The organism is Sinorhizobium sp. GQ132 (genome assembly GCF_059758575.1).
The window spans coordinates 344560-360987 of the sequence record NZ_JCAXDX010000006.1; the positions used below are offsets into that span (position 1 = coordinate 344560).

A 16428-nucleotide genomic window follows, 5' to 3' on the forward strand; every position below is an offset into this window, starting at 1 on the left:
CTGACGGACAAGAAGAGAAGGAGAGACGACATGCGTATCACCCAGGGATGCTTCTCGTTCCTGCCGGACCTGACCGATGAGCAGATCACGGCGCAGGTGGAATATTGCCTTGGAAAGGCTTGGGCTATCGGCGTCGAATATACCGACGACCCGCACCCCAGAAACACCTATTGGGAGATGTGGGGCAATCCGATGTTCGACCTCAAGGACGCCAAAGGCGTGATGATGGAGCTCGAGGATTGCCGCAAGGCCCACCCGCAGGACTATATCCGCCTCAACGCTTTCGATTCCAGCCGCGGCCTGGAGACGGTGACGATGTCGTTCATCGTCAACCGCCCCGAAAACGAGCCGAGCCTCAGAATGACCCGGACGGAGAGCAACGGCCGCAGCCAGCATTATATGTGGGAAACGCAGCGATAGGAGGAGCGACAATGCTGATGCCGGATGCTCCATCGAACACCGAAAGCCTGCCGACTTCGGTCGACCTCGCTGAGGAATACCAAGCCTCCGGCGTCGCCGAGATCCTTGACGAACTGGACCGGGAACTCGTGGGCTTGAAACCCGTGAAGCAGCGTATCCGCGAGACGGCGGCGCTGCTTCTCGTCGAGCGCGCCCGCCGTGCAATGGGCCTCAGCCATGAGCCGCCGTCGCTGCATATGAGCTTCACCGGCAATCCCGGCACCGGCAAGACCACGGTGGCGCTGCGCATGGCCAACCTGCTGCACAGGCTCGGCTATATCCGCAAGGGCCATCTGGTCTCGGTGACGCGCGACGACCTGGTCGGGCAATATATCGGCCACACCGCACCCAAGACCAAGGAGATCCTGAAGAAGGCAATGGGGGGCGTGCTTTTCATCGACGAGGCCTATTACCTCTACCGTCCCGACAACGAACGCGATTACGGCCAGGAGGCAATCGAGATCCTGCTGCAGGTGATGGAGAACAATCGCGACGACCTGGTCGTGATCCTCGCCGGCTACGCCGACCGCATGGACCGGTTTTTCGAGAGCAATCCCGGCTTCCGATCCCGGATCGCCCATCACATAGACTTCCCCGACTATGATAACGGGGAGCTTCTATCGATCGCCGAGAGCATGCTCAGCCGGCAGGGGTACCGCTTCGACAGCAAGGCGTCTGCGGTGATGAGCGACTACATCGCGCGCCGCCGGCGACAGCCGCATTTCGCCAATGCGCGCTCCATCCGAAACGCGCTCGACCGGGCCCGGCTGCGGCAGGCGAACCGCCTTTTCGAGGAAAGCGCCGGACCGGTCGATGCCGAACAACTGTCGACCATCACGGCTCGTGATATCGCCGCGAGCCGCGTGTTCGCCACGGTCGAATCCAGTCATACGGAGACATCGCCATGAATGAGAAGACCATCATAGCGCCTTCGGTTCTGTCGGCCGATTTCTCACGGCTCGGCGAAGAGGTCGAGGCCGTGTGCCGGGCCGGTGCGGACTGGATCCATCTCGACGTGATGGACGGCCATTTCGTGCCCAACATCACCTTCGGCCCCCCGGTCATCAAGGCGCTGCGGGACCGCACGGACAAGGTGTTCGACTGCCATCTGATGATCGCACCGCCCACGCCCTATCTCGGCGCTTTCGCCTGTGCCGGCTGCGACATCATCACCGTGCATGCGGAGGCGACGACGCATCTCGATCGCTCGCTGCAGGCCATCCGCGACGTCGGCTGCAAGGCGGGCGTATCGCTCAATCCCTCGACGCCGGAGAGCGTCATCGAATATGTGCTGGACCGGCTGGACCTCGTCCTCCTGATGACGGTCAATCCGGGCTTCGGCGGCCAGGACTTCATTCCGGCCGTGGTCGACAAGGTGCGACGGGTGAAGGCGATGATCGGCGGCCGTCCGATCCACATAGAGATCGACGGCGGCGTGACGCCGGAGACCGCACCGCTGGTTGCCGCCGCAGGCGCCGATGTGCTGGTTGCCGGCTCGGCGGTATTCAAAGGCGGCAGCGAGGAGCACTACGCCAGGAACATCGCGGCCATCCGCTCCGCCTCCGAGGGCGCAATCAGGAAGGCAGCGTGAGCCATGGCCGCTACACCACCCCTTTGTGATTTCGGCTGGCCAGCGATCGACGCCACGCTTCCCAGCGTCGATGGCTTCACCCGCACCATATTCGGCCAGGCCGGCCCGAAAGGGCTGGTCGTTGCCTTCATATGCAATCACTGCCCCTATGTGAAAGCGGTCATCGGCCGGATCGTCCGGGACGCCATCGACCTCAGGGCTCACGGAATCGGCTTCGTGGCTGTTAACTCCAACGACGCCGGCAATTATCCGCAGGACTCGTTCGAAAACATGAAGCGCTTCGCTTCGCAAAACGCCCTGCCCTTTCCCTACCTCCACGACGAGGACCAATCCGTCGCCAAAGCCTACCGCGCCGTCTGCACGCCCGACTTCTTCGGCTTCAACAAGGACATGAAGCTGCAATATCGCGGGCGGCTGGACGCATCGCGCAAGGAGATCGGCCCCGCCGATCTGCGACGCGATCTCTACGAGGCCATGGTCATGGTCGCGCTGTTCGGCAAGGGCCCCGCCGAGCAGCAGCCTTCCATAGGCTGTACCATCAAGTGGAAGATTTCGGCTTTTCAGGTTTGATGGAACCACCCACCATCGCGCCACGCGCCTTCTGACATGTCCCGATGCAGAGACAGCCGACCAAAGGCCTGCCGCTTCGTCTTCTCTGACCGCACGAACTCTGGCGAGGAACTGCATCGGTCCCTCCTTTCACCTCATCTTCTGTGCTTGTCACGGAGATCCAGCAGCGCCGCGTCTGCGGCGCGCGGAAGAGTCTTTCCAGTCCAATGACTTGGCTGGCTGGATTCCTGTGACAAGCACAGGAATGAAGGCCGAGGATGTGCGGCTCCTCAAATGCGAACGCGGAAACGCCTCAGCCCCCGCCCGTCGAAATGCCTCTGCAATAAGAGGCGACGGGCGGGGTCCGAGGGAGGAGACGGTCGGCTGGTGGAGCGGAGTCCCCAATGTTCAACAGGTCAGGCCGGCAGGGCGCCGGTCTGTTTGGCGATATGCGTGGCGATCGCGTCCATCAGCGGCGGAGACAGACAATCATAGGGCTGCAGGCCGAGTTCGGTCAGCCTTGCGCGTATCTCCGGCATGCTCTCCGGGTTCACACCGCTTTCGATGATCGAAGAAACGAAGGCCGCGAATTCGGGCGGCGACCAGCCCGTTTCGTCGCTGAGTTCGGTATGGACGAAATCGAGGCCGTAGAAGGGATGCTTGGTGTTTTCGATCCGGCCATACATGTGCGTGCCGCAATCGCGGCAGGCGTAACGCTGGATCGTCGCGCTCGGATCGACGACCTGCAGTTTCTCCGCACCCGAGGTGACGTTCACGTTGTCGCGGCCGACGACGGCGATCTGGGCGAAGATCGCACCCTCGGGCTTCCAGCATTTGGTGCAGCCGCAAGCATGGTTGTGCGCCGTCTGCGAGCCGATCCGCACGGTCACCGGATTTGTGGCGCATTTGCATTTCAGCGTACCGCCGGCAAAGCCCGGACTGGCAGGCGGAAAGCCGTTGTCGATGGACGGATGTAGCTTGAGCATTGGTTCCTCCTCGGCTTTGAACGTCCTTCGTTCACAAGCAGGATCAGTTGAAATGCGGCTCGCGGCAATATAGCGGAAAGTGTCGGTTTTCGGCGCCGAACACCCGAACAAGGGCAGGGCTCAGCCTTTCGACCGGAGCATGGCGCGGGCCGGATTATAGCCCCAAAGGGCGGCGAGCATGAACAGGACGAAGCACGCGCCGACCCAGGCGAGAGCCGTCAGGTTGAGTTCGCCGTAAAGCGCGAAGCGTATCAGTTCGACCGCGTAGGTGAACGGATTGAGGGCGCAGATGTCGCGCAGCAGCGGCGAACTTTCGGCCATCTTCCAGAGCGGATAAAGTGCCGACGAAAGGAAGAACATCGGAAAGATCACGAAGTTCATGACGCCGGCAAAGTTCTCGAGTTGCCGGACGGTCGAGGATATCAGCAGACCGAAGGCGCCGAGCATCAATCCGCTGATGAGGAGGGCGGGCAGCACCGCGACATAGCCGACGGGCGGCACGGTGATGCCGGTCAGCGCAGCGATGGCCAGGAACACCGCCACCTGCAGGATGGAGACGATCACACCGGCGAGAAGCTTCGAGAACAGCAGCCACCAGCGCGGCAGGGGCGAGGTCAGCAGGAGGCGCATGGATCCCATCTCCTGGTCATAGACCAGCGCCAGCGACGACTGCATGCCGTTGAAAAGCTGGATCATGCCGCAAAGCCCCGGAAGGATATAGACCTCATAGGTGATATAGGTCTGGTAGGGCGGGATGATCGACACGCCGAGCGCCGCGCGGAAGCCGGCGGCAAAGACGATCAGCCAGACGAGCGGGCGGACGAGTGCCGCCAGAAACCGCCCGCGCTGGCGGACGAAGCGCAGGTTTTCGCGGGTGACGATTGCGCAAAGCGCGACCAGCCATGCCTTCATGCCGGAACCTCCCGGTTCTCGGCCGTCATCGACAGGAACGCCTTGGCGAGCCCCTGCCCGCCCGCAAGTTCCGCGGCGGTGCCGTCGCTCAGCACCTTGCCGCGATGCAGAACGACGATCTGATCCTCCGGCCGGATCTCGTCGACCAGATGGGTCGCCCAGAGGACCGCAAGGCCGCTCGCGGCAAGCAGATGCACATGGTCGGTGATCGCCTGCCGGGAGGCAGCGTCCAGTCCGACCGTCGGCTCGTCGAGCAGCAATATCTGCGGCTTGTGGATCAAGGCCCGCGCGATCTCCATGCGCCGCCGGTGACCGCCGTTGAGCGCACGCACCTGCTCGTCGGCCCGCTCGGCCATGCCGAGCCGTGTCAGCGCCGCTTCGATCGCCACAGCGGCCTGCCGCCCCGACAAGCCATGAAGCCCGGCGAAATAGCGCAGGTTTCGGCGCACCGACATGTCGAGATCGAGCGTAGGCTGCTGAAACACCACCCCGATGCGCGCGAGCGCCGCACGCGGCTCGCGCGCAATGTCGAAGCCGGCCACGCCGATCGTGCCGGCCCTTGTCGCGAGCAGCCGCGTCAGAAGGGCGAACAGCGTCGATTTGCCGGCGCCGTTCGGCCCGAGCAGCGCGCAGAACCGACCGGTCGTGACGGAGAAGCTGACATCGTCCAGCGCCCGTGACTTTCCGTAGCTGTAGCTGACATGGCTGATGTCGAGCCCGTTCATGATGCCCTTCCCGGCGCGGCCGCAAACTCTTCTATAATCGTCGCCGGTTTTCCGGCAAGGCGGAGGCAGCGCCGGGCAAGCCGCCGCGCCTCGGCTTCCGAATGGGTCACGAGAATGACGGCAGGTGCGGTTTCCGCGATCAGCGCCTCGGTCAGGGCCAGCATGTCCTCGGCCATCGCAGGATCGAGCGACACATAGGGCTCGTCCAGGACGAGAAGCTCCGGCCGACCGGCAAAGGCCCGCGCCAGCGCCAGCCGCCGCTGCTGGCCGAGCGACAGCTGGCCGGGAAAGAGCGCGGCTCTGTCGGCGATGCCGGTCCGCTCCAGCGCTGAGAGTGCAGCTTGCATCCCGAGTTGCGGATGCACCAATGTCAGATTCTCGATGACGCTTCTCCACGGCAGAAGAACAGGCTCCTGAAAAACCATGGCAATGTTTTCCGGCCGGGTGATCTCGCCGTCGAAAGCGGTGTCGATGCCGGCGACGAGCCGAAGCAGCGTCGATTTGCCGATGCCCGACGGACCGAGGATGGCGACCGTCTCGCCGATCTCCATCTCGAAGCGGATGTCGCGCAGGATCTCCTCTTCGCCGAATGCCTTTCGTCTGACATCGATCCTGATCACGCCGTCCTCCAGCGCCGCACCCGGCGTTCGGCCGGCTGCAGGAAGAAAGCCTCCACCAGCAGCATCACGCCGATGAAGGAAAGCGCATAGACCAGCACCATGGCAACGTTGAAAAGCTGGAAATAGAAGTGGATCTGGAACCCTATCCCGCTGGAGCGGCCGAGAAACTCGACCACCAGCACGATCTTCCATATCACCGCAATGCCGGATCGGGCGGCAGCGGCAATGAAAGGCGCAAGCTGCGGCATGATCACATGTCGCAGCCGCGCCAGCGGACGCATGCGGTAAACCGCCGCCATGGAGTCGAGATCCGGGTCAAGCGCCCGCGCGCCCTCGCGCAGAAGCGTTGCGACATTGGGGATCTTGTTGAGCACCACCGCGGTGATGGCGGCCGCCTCGTTGAGACCGATCCAGATGTAGCACAACACGATGAGCACCAGCGCCGGCAGATTGAGAAACACGACGAGCCATGGGTCGAGCCATCGATCGACCGCGGCAACGCGCCCCATCAGAAAGCCGATCGCCACGCCGATCACCATGGCCGGCACGAATGCGCAGATCACGCGCCAGAGCGTCATGCCCAGGTGATAGGGCAAGGCGCCGGAGCTGACCGCTTGCACGAAGGGTGCCCAGAGCGTCCAGGGCTGGGGCAGGACCGACGCGTCGTCCGTGAAGCCGGCGGCCGCTATCCACAAGAGCAACAGCAGCCCCAGCGACAATGCGCGCACCAAGGCAGGATGTTGCAGCGTTCTATTCAAGGTGCAGGAACAATCCACTAGGCAGGCTTGTCGCCTTGCCGACGAGCTCTTCTCCACCAAGTTCCGCCATCAGCCGCAGAAAACGGTCGGCGGCCGCCTCGTCGATCGGCTTGCCGCTTGGGATGCCGGCGCGATAGCCGTCGCGTAGCGCAATGAATTCAGCGTCGTCGGCCGCATTCATCTTGTCCCGCAATTCCTCCCACACCTCGTCGTTCTCGCGCAGCAGATCCTTGGCCGCGCGCGAGGCCTTGTAAAGCCCTTTCACGATTTCCGGATGGGTCGCGGCATATTCGCCCTTCAACACGTAGCCGAGGAGCGGCGTATCGGGATCGAGCTTGAGCGCCGCCGCCGCATCCGAGACGGAGACCAGTTCATGCATGCCCTTGGCCCTCATCTTCGCGAGGAAATGCCAGAAATTGATGGTACCCGCCGTCTCGCCTGCAAGCGCCGACTTGAAGATCAACGGCGGAGCGCCGAACACCTGCTCGGTTTCGGCTGCGAGATCCATGCCATGCTGCTGCTTGGCATAGGCGCGCAGGATCAGCCAGCTCTTGTCGAGCGGACCTCCGGCAATGCCGATCTTCTCGCCGGCAAGGTCCGGCAGCGCCTTGATGCCGCTTTCATCCTTGACCATCAGGCCGCCGACTGCGCGCGAATAGGGGATGAAAACATAATCCTTGCCCGAGGCACGCTGGTTGGCCACCCAGATCCAGTCGGCCACCATCGTGTCGGCCTCGCCGCCCTCGAAGGCGACCCGCGTCGCGCCGTTGTCCGCATAGTCCTGAACGGCCAGTTCGAAGCCGTTCTTGCGGTCGAATTCGTGGGTCTTGATGGTCGATATTTCCCAGTTGACGGTTCCCGATGCCAGCATGGCCGCCCGCAATTGCGGCAACTCGTCGGCCGAGGCCGCAGCCGGTCCGAACGCGAACAGGCAAGCGGCCATGAACAGTCGAATAGCTTTCATCTCTTCCTCCCCGGAACCGCCGCCTTCGGGCACCCTGTCCCGCGGACTTTCTCGGGCACCGTTTCACTGTATGGAAATCGACACTTTCTGGCTGTCGCCGGAGGATTCCGGAATCTTCACTTCGTAGCTGCCCGGCTTGACGGCGATGAAAGACAGCGTTGCAGTTCCGGCCTCGTCGAATTCCAGGCTGTCGATCGCCATGGGGCGCACCTCGATGCCGTTGACGACGATCTCGTTCATCCAGATCGCACGGAAGAACGGCGCACCGGTGATCGCCAGCTCCGCCGATCCGTCCGCCGTGATTTGCATTTCGTAGTATGCGCCTGACTGGAGCGTAATGGCACCCTTGCCGAGCGGCTTTCCGGACGCAAGCGTGATCTCGATCGGCTCTCCCCGATTGCATTTGGCCAGCAGCCCGGCAAAGCCGAGGTCGCTGCAAAGCGGCGCGGCAACGGCCGGACTCGCCAGAAAGAGCGCGGCGAGCGCCGCAAGAACCGATTTATGCACGATGAATCCTCCCCATTGGTATTTGCCCATTGCTCCGCTTCAATCCGGCGCGACCACGACGCCCCAGGGCTGCTCGCCCACCTGAACCGAGCGGATCACCTTTTCCGCCTTCACGTCGATGATGCTGATATCATTGGAATTGCCATTGGTGGTGATCAGGAATTCCTCGCCCGGCGTGAATGCCATCTGCCAGACCCGCTGCCCGACGAGCAGATAATCGAGCACTTCGTCCGTCGCTCCGTCGATCACTGCAACCCGGTTTGCCGGTCCAAGCGCCACAAAGATGCGCGAGCCGTCCTTGGTGGCCTTGACGCCGACCGGCTGCAGCCATTCCGGCAGGACGCCCGGGACTTCGAACGTGATCTTCTTGGTGATTTTCGGTTCGGCCGCCGACACGTCGATCACCGAAACGGTACCGCCGATCTCGGCGCTGACGTAGAGCTTCTTGCCGTCTGCCGTGAACTCCGCATAACGCGGCCTCTGATCCACCAGCACGTTGTGCACGATCTTGTAGGTCGAGGCGTCGATGAAATGCGCCATATTGGTGGTTTCGGACGTATTGATGATCGTCTTGGCATCCGGGCTGACCGCGACGCCTTCCGGCTCGACCCCGACCGGCACCTCAGCCAGTACCTGGCGCGTCTTGACATCCACGACGGTCACGAGATTGTCGTCCTCATTGGCGATGTAGAGCGGATTGCCGGAAGGATCGAGGGCGAAAAGTTCCGGATCCGGACCCGACGGCAGTGTGTGCAGTTCCCTATAGGTCTCGGGATCGAAGACCCTGACGGTGTCGTCATCCGACGCGCAGACGTAGAGTTCCTTGCCGTCCGGACTGATGGTGATGCCGCGCGGCCTGTTTCCGGCCGGAAACGTGGCGATCACTTCCCAGCTTTCACTGTCGAGCACGGTTATGTTGTTGCCGCGCTCGTTGCTCACGAAGACCTTGTTGGCCTCGGCCGAACCGGCAGACAGCAGAACGGCGGACACAATCGCCAGTGCGGGTCTGAGCATCTTATCCTCCAAATGCGTGACAGGCTGTCTCGGGCGCATCGATGCCCAGCGTGTCGAGCGGCGAATGCTGGTGCAGGTAGCCGTCCTGCGGCGATACGGAAACGGTCACCCGGCCCTCGGTCAAAAGGACCGGCTGCCGCAACTGCCCGTTCCAGGTGCGGAAGGTCAATTTCTGGCCCTTGAACGCGGCCAGTTCGAAATCATTGGAAAGGGCATAGGCCCGCACGCTCCCCGGGTCGGCCTTGCCGGACCGCGTCACCGCCTCTCCGATCACACGCATTGCAAGCCATGCCTGGTAATCTTCCTCGCGCATGTAGCGGCCGGTGAGTTTTTCGAAGCGGCGCTGGAACTGGGTCGCACCCCAGGCCTCGTGGGCGGGATGCCAGGAGACCGGACGCAGGCCCGCAGAGCCCGCAACCGGCCTCGGGTCCCAGCTGTGATAGGGCAGATAGGGCGCGAAAACGCCAGCCTCGTCGGCCGCGACGATCACGTCATATTCCTCGGCCTCCTGGGTGAAGACGGGAATCTGCTTTTGCACCAAGACATGACCGGTATCCGTGCGCCGGCTGCCGCCGGTGTCGACGAACTCCCGCTCCTCGACGATCTCCGCACCGAACTTGGCGGCCGATTTGCGGTAGCTGTCGGCAAGCAGCTTGTCTTCGGGATGCGAGCCGTGGATCAGCAGGATACGCGGCCATTTCTTCCACATGAGAAACTGAACGATGCTGTCGCTGAGCATCGAACGGCTCGGCGAGACGTGCAGAACATTGGCCCGGCAATCGGCATCGCGCAGCCCGTCGTCGCGAGCGCCGGCATTGAAAAGCAGCACGTCCGGTCCGGATTTGTCGGAGAGCGCCTTCAGTACGTCGCCTTCTGCGATCACCGCGATGAGGCCGATGCCTTCCGCCTTCAGCCCATCGAGCGCCGCCTCCGCCTCTTCCGGCGCAACCGCCTGCGTTTTCACGGTGTAGTCCATGCCGGTGAACGCGCCGGTGGTCCGGTTGTCCTCGTTGCCCAGCATGGCGCCGGCAAAACCCAGATCGGCGGGCGGCGCATCGAGCCGCGAGATCGGCGGACCGACGACACGATCGATCCGCAGCACAGCCGTCTTCACCTCCGCCGCCTGCACGGGAGACGCAACCAGCACCGTCACCCAGAAAACGACAAGCAAAAGCGATAGGATAGGCATTGCCGGAACGACCTCCCAATCTCCCTGACACTCCCTCGGATATGGAGACTAACAGCGCAGTAGGTGTGGCAAAACCGATACTTAAGGAGCGTAGTTTAGCGACATGCGTGTGCTAGGCTGGATGTCATGCGGCACATCCTGACAGTCCTCGTCTCGATCCTTGTTCTTGCCCTGTCGCCGGCGCTCGCTCGTGCTGCGCTGGACAAGCCGCTGGCGCCGGGCGCCAAGGTCGCATTCCTCGGCATGACATTCATCGATCTGTCGACGGAGGGCGCCTATAACGGAGTGCGCGCCGACGAGACCGCGCGGCTCGAGCTCATGGAAGACGCGGCGCGCGACCGCTTCGTTCAGGAAGGCTTCGTCATTCTCACGAACGAGCCGGTGGCAGCCGACCTCGCCAGTACGGTCAATCCGGCCGACTGCAACGGCTGCGACCTGAGTATGGGGGAGCGGCTCGGCGCCGACTATGTGCTGGTCGGCGAGGTGCGGAAGATCTCCAACCTTATCCTGTCGGTGGAGCTCGTATTGCGCGACGTGGACTCCGGCGAGATGCTGCGCGGCCTTGCCGTCGACATCCGCTCGAACACCGACGACAGCTGGCTGCGCGGCATCCGCTACATCCTGAAAAACCACTTCTTCAAATCCTGAAGGATGCCCGATTAAGGCCTTTTAAGATTGGGATACCCGCCGCCTGTTTGAGCGCTCGTCACAGGGATGACGCGAAGAGGAGAGATTGCAGTCCTCCGATACGTTCCCTCATTTCACCGGCCGCCGGGCTCCGGCTCGATGCGCTCCGTTGGATAGCCGGCCGCCGTCCAGCCATCTGTGCCCTGCGGATACCAGAAGACATGGGTGTAGCCGTATTCCAGGGCGCGCTTTCCGGCATTCCAGGACATCCAGCAGCCGTCGAGGCAAAAGAACAGCACCGGCCGGCTCTTGTCGCCACCGGTGGCCTTTTCCAGGCCGGCGCGAAAATAGGCGTGCATGACGTCCGCCAGCCGGCCATAGCCGACATTCGGCAGCCATAGGGCAGACGGAATGGACAGCCGCGGCTTCTCGTTCCAGACCGTTCCCTCGGGCAGGTTGGCGGGCTTCGGCGGCTGCGGCAGGACGTCGATGAAGGACACCTGACCGGTTTTCCACAATGCATGGGCGGCTTCGGTCGATACGACGGTCGCGCCGGAAAGCGTCGCCGGCACCTCGGCGCGGTATTCGCTCTCCCGGTAGCCGGCAGGCTCCTCGGCCGCTGCCGCCGGGAAGGCGGCAAGCAGGAGCAGGACCAGAGAAAAGCGCTGGAGGCGGGTCATTGCTGCGCCTCGAGCGGGCCGGTCCCCATGTCGTTCAGGAGCGGCACGCCGGCCTCGGCGAGGATCGCGTTGATCTCGGACTGATTGCGACGAATGAGGGAATTGAGCTTGCGCTCCCAGACCTTCTCGCCTTGCCGCACGCCCATGGTGATGCGGTAGAAGAGCCTTGGCGGCGTGGTCTCCGACAGGAGCGGAGTCGCCTTCAGCTTCGGATGACTTGCCTTGACGAGCGGCCCGCCGATCGGCCCCCAGAGGATGGCTGCGTCGAGGGCGCCGGATTCCAGGTCGGCGAGCATGTCGTCGGCGGGATCCTCATAACGCCGGTCGACCATCAGATGATACCCCTTCGCCTTGGGCAGCAGTCCGTTTCTCGCCATATGGGTCGCCGGCGGCGTTCCCGCGACGATACCGATCCGCTTGTCCTTGAGAAGCGGGTCGGCGAGCGTCGTGACGCCGCCCAGCGGACCCTCCGACGCAACGATCAGCACATAGGACGAGGTATAGTAATGGTTGGTGTTCAGGACCAGCTCGTCGCCCTGGGCGAAACCGATGACCACATCGCAGGCATTGGCCTGCAGGGTCTTGCGCACGAAGCCGGTCGCCATCGGAAACCAGGTGTACTCCACCGGCAGCCCGAGCTTGGATGCCATCAGTTCGGCGATCCTGTTCTCGTATCCCTTACCCGAACGATCGGACATCGGCAGATTTGCCGGATCGGCACAGACGCGAAAAGCCGTATTCGACACCAGGTCCGATGTCTGGGCTACCGCCGGCTGAGACCCGGCGACCGCCAGCAACAGAGCGCCGGCGCCTGCCAGGAGGCTACTCGTGACCGAGACAAGCCGTTTCAGCTTCCTTGATCGCATCGGATTTCGCTTCCTTCTTGGCCGGACGTCCCCGCGGCAGCGCATCGGCTCCGCGCGCTTTCAGATAGACGTAGATGTCGTCGAGATAACACATCACGTTGACGTTCTCGCCGAAGGCAGGCATCACCGAGTTCTCGGCAGCGTTCACCTTCTTGCGCCCATTCGTGACGACATCGACGAAATCGTAGTAGTCCATGTTTATCGCGGAGGTCTTCAAGGCCGGCGCATAGCTCGACCCCTCGCCCTCAGGGCCATGACAGACGTGACATTCCGAGTGATAGCGGCGAAAGCCCGAATAGGTAAGCCAGTCGACCGTGCCGTCCTCGGCGATCTTGAAAGTGGGAACGTCGTCAGCGGTGTAGTAGCGCCCGTTTTCGTCGCGCACAGCGGTGATGTTGTCCTTTGGCGCATCTTCTGCGCCTGCGGCGCTCGCCATAAACGTCAAAAAGGCGAGGATCATCGGTATGGCTGGTCTTGATCTGGTCATCTTGCGTCCTTTTGGGGGCTGATATGAGTTGGCGCGGGCTTGTGAGCCCGCGCCAACTCCCGGGCGAAGATTGCCTCTTATTCCGGCAGCTTGAACACGGTAAGCGTGCCGCCGAGTGCGGTGTAGTTGCTGAGGGCAGAGTAGCCGCCGACGGCTCCGAGACCTTCAGTCGGGTTGGTCAGGCCCGCTGCCAGACCGATACCGGCCCAGCCGCCGACACCCGAGAGCACGGCCACGTACTGTTTGCCTTCACGGGCATAGGTCATCACGTTGCCGATCACCCCGGAAGGCGTCTTGAAGCGATAGAGCTCCTTGCCGGTTGCCGCGTCGACCGCCTTCAGATAGCCCTCGAGCGTTCCGTAGAAGACCACGTCGCCGGCTGTTGCCAGAGCGCCGGACCAGACCGAGAACGGCTCCGGCAGAGACCACTTGATCTTGCCTTCCTTGTTGTCCCAGGCAATGAAATTGCCCATGCCGCCGTGGCTGTCCTTCGGCGGGTACATCGACAGCGTGGCCCCGACATAGGGCTGGCCGGCGGTGTAGCTTACCCGGAACGGCTCGTAGTCCATGCAGACGTGGTTGGTCGGCACATAGAACAGCTCGGTCTTCGGCGAATAGGCCGCAGGCTGCTGGTCCTTGGTGCCGAGTGCCGCCGGGCAAACGCCGGTGGTGTTGGTGTCTTCGCCGTTTTGCTCCGTCGAATACTGTGCCACGACCTGAGGCCGACCGTATTTGTCGGAATTCGGATCCATGACCACTTCAGTTGCCCAGTTGACCGTGGGGTCGTATTTCTCGGCCACGAGCAGCTCGCCGGTGACGCGGTCCATCGTATAGCCGAAGCCGTTCCGGTCGAAGTGGGTCAGCAGCTTGCGGTCCTTGCCGTCGATCTGCTGTTCGGTCAGGATCATCTCGTTGACGCCGTCATAGTCCCATTCGTCATGGGGCGTCATCTGGTAGAGCCATTTGGCCATGCCGGTATCGACATCACGCGCAAAGATGGTCATCGACCACCGATTGTCGCCCGGCCGCTGGGTCGGATTCCAGGTCGAAGGGTTGCCGGTTCCGTAATATACCAGATTTTCTTCCGGATCGTACGAGTACCAGCCCCAGGTCGTGCCGCCGCCGATCTTCCACTGATCGCCTTCCCAGGTGGTGAGGCCGGAGTCCTTGCCGACCGGCTTGCCCAGATGGGTGGTCTTTTCAGGATCGATCAGCGTATCGCTGTCCGGCCCCATGGAATAACCGCGCCACAGGAGTTTCCCGTCTGCGATCGCGTAGGCCGTCACGTGACCGCGGACGCCGAACTCGCCGCCGGATATGCCGACGAGAATCTTGTCCTTCACCGGCATGACGGTGGCGGTATTCGTCTCGCCCTTGGTGGCATCGCCGTTCTTGACGCTCCAGATGACCTTGCCGGTCTTGGCGTCGAGTGCCACTACCGTCGTATCTGCCTGATGCAGGAAGATCTTGTTATCCGCATAGGCCACGCCGCGATTGACGGTATCGCAACACATCACCGGGATCACGTTCGGATCCTGCTTCGGCTCGTATTTCCAGACGATCTGGCCATCCTTGCTGAGATCCAGCGCGTAGACCGTGTTCGGGAACGGCGTATGGACGTACATCAGGTCGCCGATGACGAGCGGCGAACCTTCGTGACCACGCAGAACGCCGGTAGAGAAGGTCCAGGCAACCTGAAGTTTGCCTACGTTGTCCTTGTTGATCTGGTCGAGCTTGGAGTAGCGCAGGTTGGCATAGTCGCCGGTCTGGATAGCCCATTGATTGGGGTCATCGATGAGCTTCTGCAAATCATCGTTGGCGAAAGCGACCTGTGCACCGCCGCCTATCGACATAATGGCAAGCATTGTAAGAAGTCGTTTCATTTCATCCTCCTCTTGGGTGCTGCCGATAGGGCCTAGAACCCGCTCGCTCCGGGAAAACCTCGCGGTCTCCTCATCTCCCGGTATCGGCTTGCGACTCTGCCCCTGCCGCTGGAGAAAGCTCCGTCTGCTTCAGGGGTAACTTGCTTCTGTCCTTGTTTTCGCTTCCTCCTCTTCGGTCAGGGAAAGGTTGCCAGATACGCGATTATATCGGCGCGCTCCTGATCCTTGCGCAGACCCGCAAAGGTCATCTTGGTGCCGGGTAGGAAGCCCTTCGGACTGGTCAGAAACTCAGCGATCTTCTCCGGCGTCCAGGTAAGCCCTGCCTCCGCCGCCTTGCTCATCGCCGGCGAGTAGGCGTAGCCTTCGGCTTGGCCGGCCGACCGGCCGATTATCCCGTTCAGCAAGGGTCCGGTCTTCGACTTGGCATCCGGACCGACGGCGTGACAGGCCTGACACTTGCGGAAGACTTTCTCGCCTGCACCGGGATCTCCGACCGAAGGATCCAGAGCAAGAGCCGGCGCAGCAGCGCCAAGAATTCCACCGAACAGGACGAAAGCGGTCAGTAGGGTACCAAGTCTAAAAGCCATTCTTTCCTCTCCCTTACGCGGCGTTCAGCCGCTCTGCATGCCAGCGCACGTGGTCCTCGCCGAAGCTCGCCACGAAATAATAGCTGTGATCGTAACCCGCCTGCAGCCGGACGACGCCGGCCTGCCGCCGCTCCGCCAGCAAGCGGGCCATCGCCTCGGGCTGCAGCTCGTCCAGAAACTGATCCGCCGCGCCCTGATCGATCAGGATATCGCCATGCCAGCCGAGTTCGCCGAGAAGCAGGCAGGCGTCATAGCTGCCCCAGTCGGCCTCGTCGTCGCCCAGATACGCGGAGAACTGCTTGCGCCCCCAGTCCGACCGGGTCGGGTTGACGATCGGCGCAAAGGCCGAAACGGAGCGGAACAGTTCCGGGTTGCGGAAGGCGATCGTCAGCGCGCCGTGGCCGCCCATCGAATGCCCGGTGATCCCGTTGACCCCGTTCAGCGGCAACTGATCCTGCAGAAGAGCGGGCAATTCGGTGACGATGTAATCATACATGCGATAGTGCGGCGACCAGGGCTTCTGCGTCGCATTGACATAGAAGCCCGCACCCTGACCGAGATCGTAGGCCTCGTCGTCGGCCACGCCCTCGCCGCGCGGCGACGTGTCGGGGAAAACCAGCGCCAGCCCCTGCTCGGCCGCGTGCCGCTGCAGACCCGCCTTGATCATGGCATTCTCATGCGTGCATGTCAGGCCCGAGAGATACCACAACAACGGCACCGAACGCGTCCGCGCCTGCGGCGGCATGTAGAGGCCGAATGTCATCTCGACACCGCAAACCTCGGAGGCGTGGCGGTACACGGACTGGGTTCCGCCGAAACATTGGCTTTGCGTTACGAGTTCCATCTTCGCGCTCAATAGAGGACCACGCTCCGAATGCTCTCGCCGGAATGCATGAGCTCGAACCCCTTGTTGATGTCCTCGAGCGGCATGGTGTGGGTGATCATCGGATCGATCTCGATCTTGCCCTCCATGTACCAGTCGACGATCTTCGGCACGTCGGTGCGCCCGCGCGCGCCGCCGAAG

The 16428-nt window shown here is 62.6% G+C and carries 20 protein-coding genes and 1 pseudogene; 5 read left to right on the forward strand and 16 right to left on the reverse strand.

The window, feature by feature from the left end; all coding sequences use genetic code 11:
• Positions 1-30: 30 nt before the first annotated feature.
• Genes AC6CIG_RS18205 through AC6CIG_RS18220 form a run of 4 tightly spaced genes read left to right on the forward strand, consistent with a single transcriptional unit; the run spans position 31 to position 2620 of the window.
• Positions 31-420, forward strand: coding sequence for a ribulose bisphosphate carboxylase small subunit (locus tag AC6CIG_RS18205; RefSeq protein ID WP_018098053.1), 390 nt, complete (start codon positions 31-33; stop codon positions 418-420).
• Positions 421-431: 11 nt separating this feature from the next.
• Positions 432-1367 (forward strand): CbbX protein, encoded by a 936-nt coding sequence (gene cbbX, locus AC6CIG_RS18210; RefSeq protein ID WP_411933092.1) that lies wholly within the window; start codon positions 432-434, stop codon positions 1365-1367.
• Positions 1364-2050 (forward strand): ribulose-phosphate 3-epimerase, encoded by a 687-nt coding sequence (rpe, locus tag AC6CIG_RS18215; RefSeq protein ID WP_498323258.1) that lies wholly within the window; start codon positions 1364-1366, stop codon positions 2048-2050. The genes cbbX and rpe overlap by 4 nt, the downstream gene beginning before the upstream one ends.
• A gap of 3 nt (positions 2051-2053) precedes the next feature.
• Complete coding sequence (locus tag AC6CIG_RS18220; protein ID WP_411926384.1) at positions 2054-2620, forward strand: thioredoxin family protein; 567 nt, start codon at positions 2054-2056, stop codon at positions 2618-2620.
• Positions 2621-3015: 395 nt separating this feature from the next.
• Here the strand turns inward: AC6CIG_RS18220 and gfa are convergent, their stop codons facing one another.
• The 9 genes from gfa to AC6CIG_RS18265 all read right to left on the reverse strand — a co-directional run bounded on the left by gfa (position 3016) and on the right by AC6CIG_RS18265 (position 10274).
• Positions 3016-3585 (reverse strand): S-(hydroxymethyl)glutathione synthase, encoded by a 570-nt coding sequence (gene gfa / locus AC6CIG_RS18225; RefSeq protein WP_015008668.1) that lies wholly within the window; start codon positions 3583-3585, stop codon positions 3016-3018.
• Positions 3586-3705: 120 nt separating this feature from the next.
• Positions 3706-4497 (reverse strand): ABC transporter permease, encoded by a 792-nt coding sequence (locus AC6CIG_RS18230; protein ID WP_018098056.1) that lies wholly within the window; start codon positions 4495-4497, stop codon positions 3706-3708.
• Positions 4494-5222 carry an ABC transporter ATP-binding protein gene (locus AC6CIG_RS18235; RefSeq protein WP_102762900.1) on the reverse strand — a complete coding sequence of 243 codons (729 nt, stop codon included), beginning with the start codon at positions 5220-5222 and terminating at the stop codon, positions 4494-4496. Before AC6CIG_RS18235 ends, AC6CIG_RS18230 begins: the two co-directional genes overlap by 4 nt.
• Positions 5219-5842, reverse strand: a complete 624-nt coding sequence (locus tag AC6CIG_RS18240; protein ID WP_018098058.1) for an ABC transporter ATP-binding protein — start codon at positions 5840-5842, stop codon at positions 5219-5221. The genes AC6CIG_RS18235 and AC6CIG_RS18240 overlap by 4 nt, the downstream gene beginning before the upstream one ends.
• Positions 5839-6600, reverse strand: a complete 762-nt coding sequence (locus AC6CIG_RS18245; RefSeq protein WP_498323260.1) for an ABC transporter permease — start codon at positions 6598-6600, stop codon at positions 5839-5841. The genes AC6CIG_RS18240 and AC6CIG_RS18245 overlap by 4 nt, the downstream gene beginning before the upstream one ends.
• Positions 6593-7564, reverse strand: a complete 972-nt coding sequence (locus AC6CIG_RS18250; protein ID WP_498323262.1) for an ABC transporter substrate-binding protein — start codon at positions 7562-7564, stop codon at positions 6593-6595. Before AC6CIG_RS18250 ends, AC6CIG_RS18245 begins: the two co-directional genes overlap by 8 nt.
• 63 nt (positions 7565-7627) lie before the next feature.
• Positions 7628-8071 (reverse strand): cupredoxin domain-containing protein, encoded by a 444-nt coding sequence (locus tag AC6CIG_RS18255; RefSeq protein ID WP_033047678.1) that lies wholly within the window; start codon positions 8069-8071, stop codon positions 7628-7630.
• Positions 8072-8110: 39 nt separating this feature from the next.
• Positions 8111-9085: a YVTN family beta-propeller repeat protein gene (locus tag AC6CIG_RS18260; protein ID WP_018098062.1), complete on the reverse strand. Its 975-nt coding sequence runs from the start codon at positions 9083-9085 to the stop codon at positions 8111-8113.
• 1 nt (position 9086) lies between these two features.
• Complete coding sequence (locus tag AC6CIG_RS18265; protein ID WP_102762902.1) at positions 9087-10274, reverse strand: ABC transporter substrate-binding protein; 1188 nt, start codon at positions 10272-10274, stop codon at positions 9087-9089.
• A gap of 126 nt (positions 10275-10400) precedes the next feature.
• Here AC6CIG_RS18265 and AC6CIG_RS18270 point away from each other — a divergent pair, with 126 nt between their 5' ends.
• The gene (locus AC6CIG_RS18270; protein WP_018098064.1) at positions 10401-10922 is read left to right on the forward strand and encodes a DUF3280 domain-containing protein; all 522 of its coding nucleotides are present in this window, start codon (positions 10401-10403) and stop codon (positions 10920-10922) included.
• 113 nt (positions 10923-11035) lie between these two features.
• Here the strand turns inward: AC6CIG_RS18270 and AC6CIG_RS18275 are convergent, their stop codons facing one another.
• The 7 genes and pseudogenes from AC6CIG_RS18275 to AC6CIG_RS18305 all read right to left on the reverse strand — a co-directional run.
• The gene (locus AC6CIG_RS18275) at positions 11036-11581 is read right to left on the reverse strand and encodes a PQQ-dependent catabolism-associated CXXCW motif protein (protein WP_437408236.1); all 546 of its coding nucleotides are present in this window, start codon (positions 11579-11581) and stop codon (positions 11036-11038) included.
• The gene (locus tag AC6CIG_RS18280) at positions 11578-12447 is read right to left on the reverse strand and encodes a substrate-binding domain-containing protein (protein WP_498323265.1); all 870 of its coding nucleotides are present in this window, start codon (positions 12445-12447) and stop codon (positions 11578-11580) included. Before AC6CIG_RS18280 ends, AC6CIG_RS18275 begins: the two co-directional genes overlap by 4 nt.
• Positions 12404-12934 (reverse strand): c-type cytochrome, methanol metabolism-related, encoded by a 531-nt coding sequence (locus AC6CIG_RS18285; RefSeq protein ID WP_026168921.1) that lies wholly within the window; start codon positions 12932-12934, stop codon positions 12404-12406. Before AC6CIG_RS18285 ends, AC6CIG_RS18280 begins: the two co-directional genes overlap by 44 nt.
• A 77-nt stretch (positions 12935-13011) precedes the next feature.
• On the reverse strand, positions 13012-14817 hold the full coding sequence (gene xoxF5 / locus AC6CIG_RS18290) for a lanthanide-dependent methanol dehydrogenase XoxF5 (RefSeq protein WP_018098067.1): 1806 nt from the start codon (positions 14815-14817) through the stop codon (positions 13012-13014).
• A 176-nt stretch (positions 14818-14993) separates the two neighbouring features.
• Positions 14994-15404 carry a c-type cytochrome gene (locus AC6CIG_RS18295; RefSeq protein ID WP_018098068.1) on the reverse strand — a complete coding sequence of 137 codons (411 nt, stop codon included), beginning with the start codon at positions 15402-15404 and terminating at the stop codon, positions 14994-14996.
• A 13-nt stretch (positions 15405-15417) separates the two neighbouring features.
• The gene (gene fghA / locus AC6CIG_RS18300) at positions 15418-16248 is read right to left on the reverse strand and encodes an S-formylglutathione hydrolase (RefSeq protein ID WP_018098069.1); all 831 of its coding nucleotides are present in this window, start codon (positions 16246-16248) and stop codon (positions 15418-15420) included.
• Positions 16249-16256: 8 nt separating this feature from the next.
• Positions 16257-16428, reverse strand: a pseudogene (locus tag AC6CIG_RS18305) (S-(hydroxymethyl)glutathione dehydrogenase); the annotation flags it as partial.

Bases quoted from the DNA above. Each gene is read 5' to 3' on its own strand.
- cbbX (WP_411933092.1), top strand. From the start codon at position 432: ATGCTGATGCCGGATGCTCCATCGAACACCGAAAGCCTGCCGACTTCG.
- AC6CIG_RS18280 (WP_498323265.1), bottom strand. From the start codon at position 12,447: ATGCGATCAAGGAAGCTGAAACGGCTTGTCTCGGTCACGAGTAGCCTC.
- AC6CIG_RS18295 (WP_018098068.1), bottom strand. From the start codon at position 15,404: ATGGCTTTTAGACTTGGTACCCTACTGACCGCTTTCGTCCTGTTCGGT.
- xoxF5 (WP_018098067.1), bottom strand. From the start codon at position 14,817: ATGAAACGACTTCTTACAATGCTTGCCATTATGTCGATAGGCGGCGGT.
- AC6CIG_RS18220 (WP_411926384.1), top strand. From the start codon at position 2,054: ATGGCCGCTACACCACCCCTTTGTGATTTCGGCTGGCCAGCGATCGAC.
- AC6CIG_RS18285 (WP_026168921.1), bottom strand. From the start codon at position 12,934: ATGACCAGATCAAGACCAGCCATACCGATGATCCTCGCCTTTTTGACG.
- AC6CIG_RS18265 (WP_102762902.1), bottom strand. From the start codon at position 10,274: ATGCCTATCCTATCGCTTTTGCTTGTCGTTTTCTGGGTGACGGTGCTG.
- AC6CIG_RS18235 (WP_102762900.1), bottom strand. From the start codon at position 5,222: ATGAACGGGCTCGACATCAGCCATGTCAGCTACAGCTACGGAAAGTCA.
- AC6CIG_RS18250 (WP_498323262.1), bottom strand. From the start codon at position 7,564: ATGAAAGCTATTCGACTGTTCATGGCCGCTTGCCTGTTCGCGTTCGGA.
- AC6CIG_RS18205 (WP_018098053.1), top strand. From the start codon at position 31: ATGCGTATCACCCAGGGATGCTTCTCGTTCCTGCCGGACCTGACCGAT.
- AC6CIG_RS18275 (WP_437408236.1), bottom strand. From the start codon at position 11,581: ATGACCCGCCTCCAGCGCTTTTCTCTGGTCCTGCTCCTGCTTGCCGCC.
- AC6CIG_RS18230 (WP_018098056.1), bottom strand. From the start codon at position 4,497: ATGAAGGCATGGCTGGTCGCGCTTTGCGCAATCGTCACCCGCGAAAAC.
- gfa (WP_015008668.1), bottom strand. From the start codon at position 3,585: ATGCTCAAGCTACATCCGTCCATCGACAACGGCTTTCCGCCTGCCAGT.
- rpe (WP_498323258.1), top strand. From the start codon at position 1,364: ATGAATGAGAAGACCATCATAGCGCCTTCGGTTCTGTCGGCCGATTTC.
- AC6CIG_RS18260 (WP_018098062.1), bottom strand. From the start codon at position 9,085: ATGCTCAGACCCGCACTGGCGATTGTGTCCGCCGTTCTGCTGTCTGCC.
- fghA (WP_018098069.1), bottom strand. From the start codon at position 16,248: ATGGAACTCGTAACGCAAAGCCAATGTTTCGGCGGAACCCAGTCCGTG.
- AC6CIG_RS18270 (WP_018098064.1), top strand. From the start codon at position 10,401: ATGCGGCACATCCTGACAGTCCTCGTCTCGATCCTTGTTCTTGCCCTG.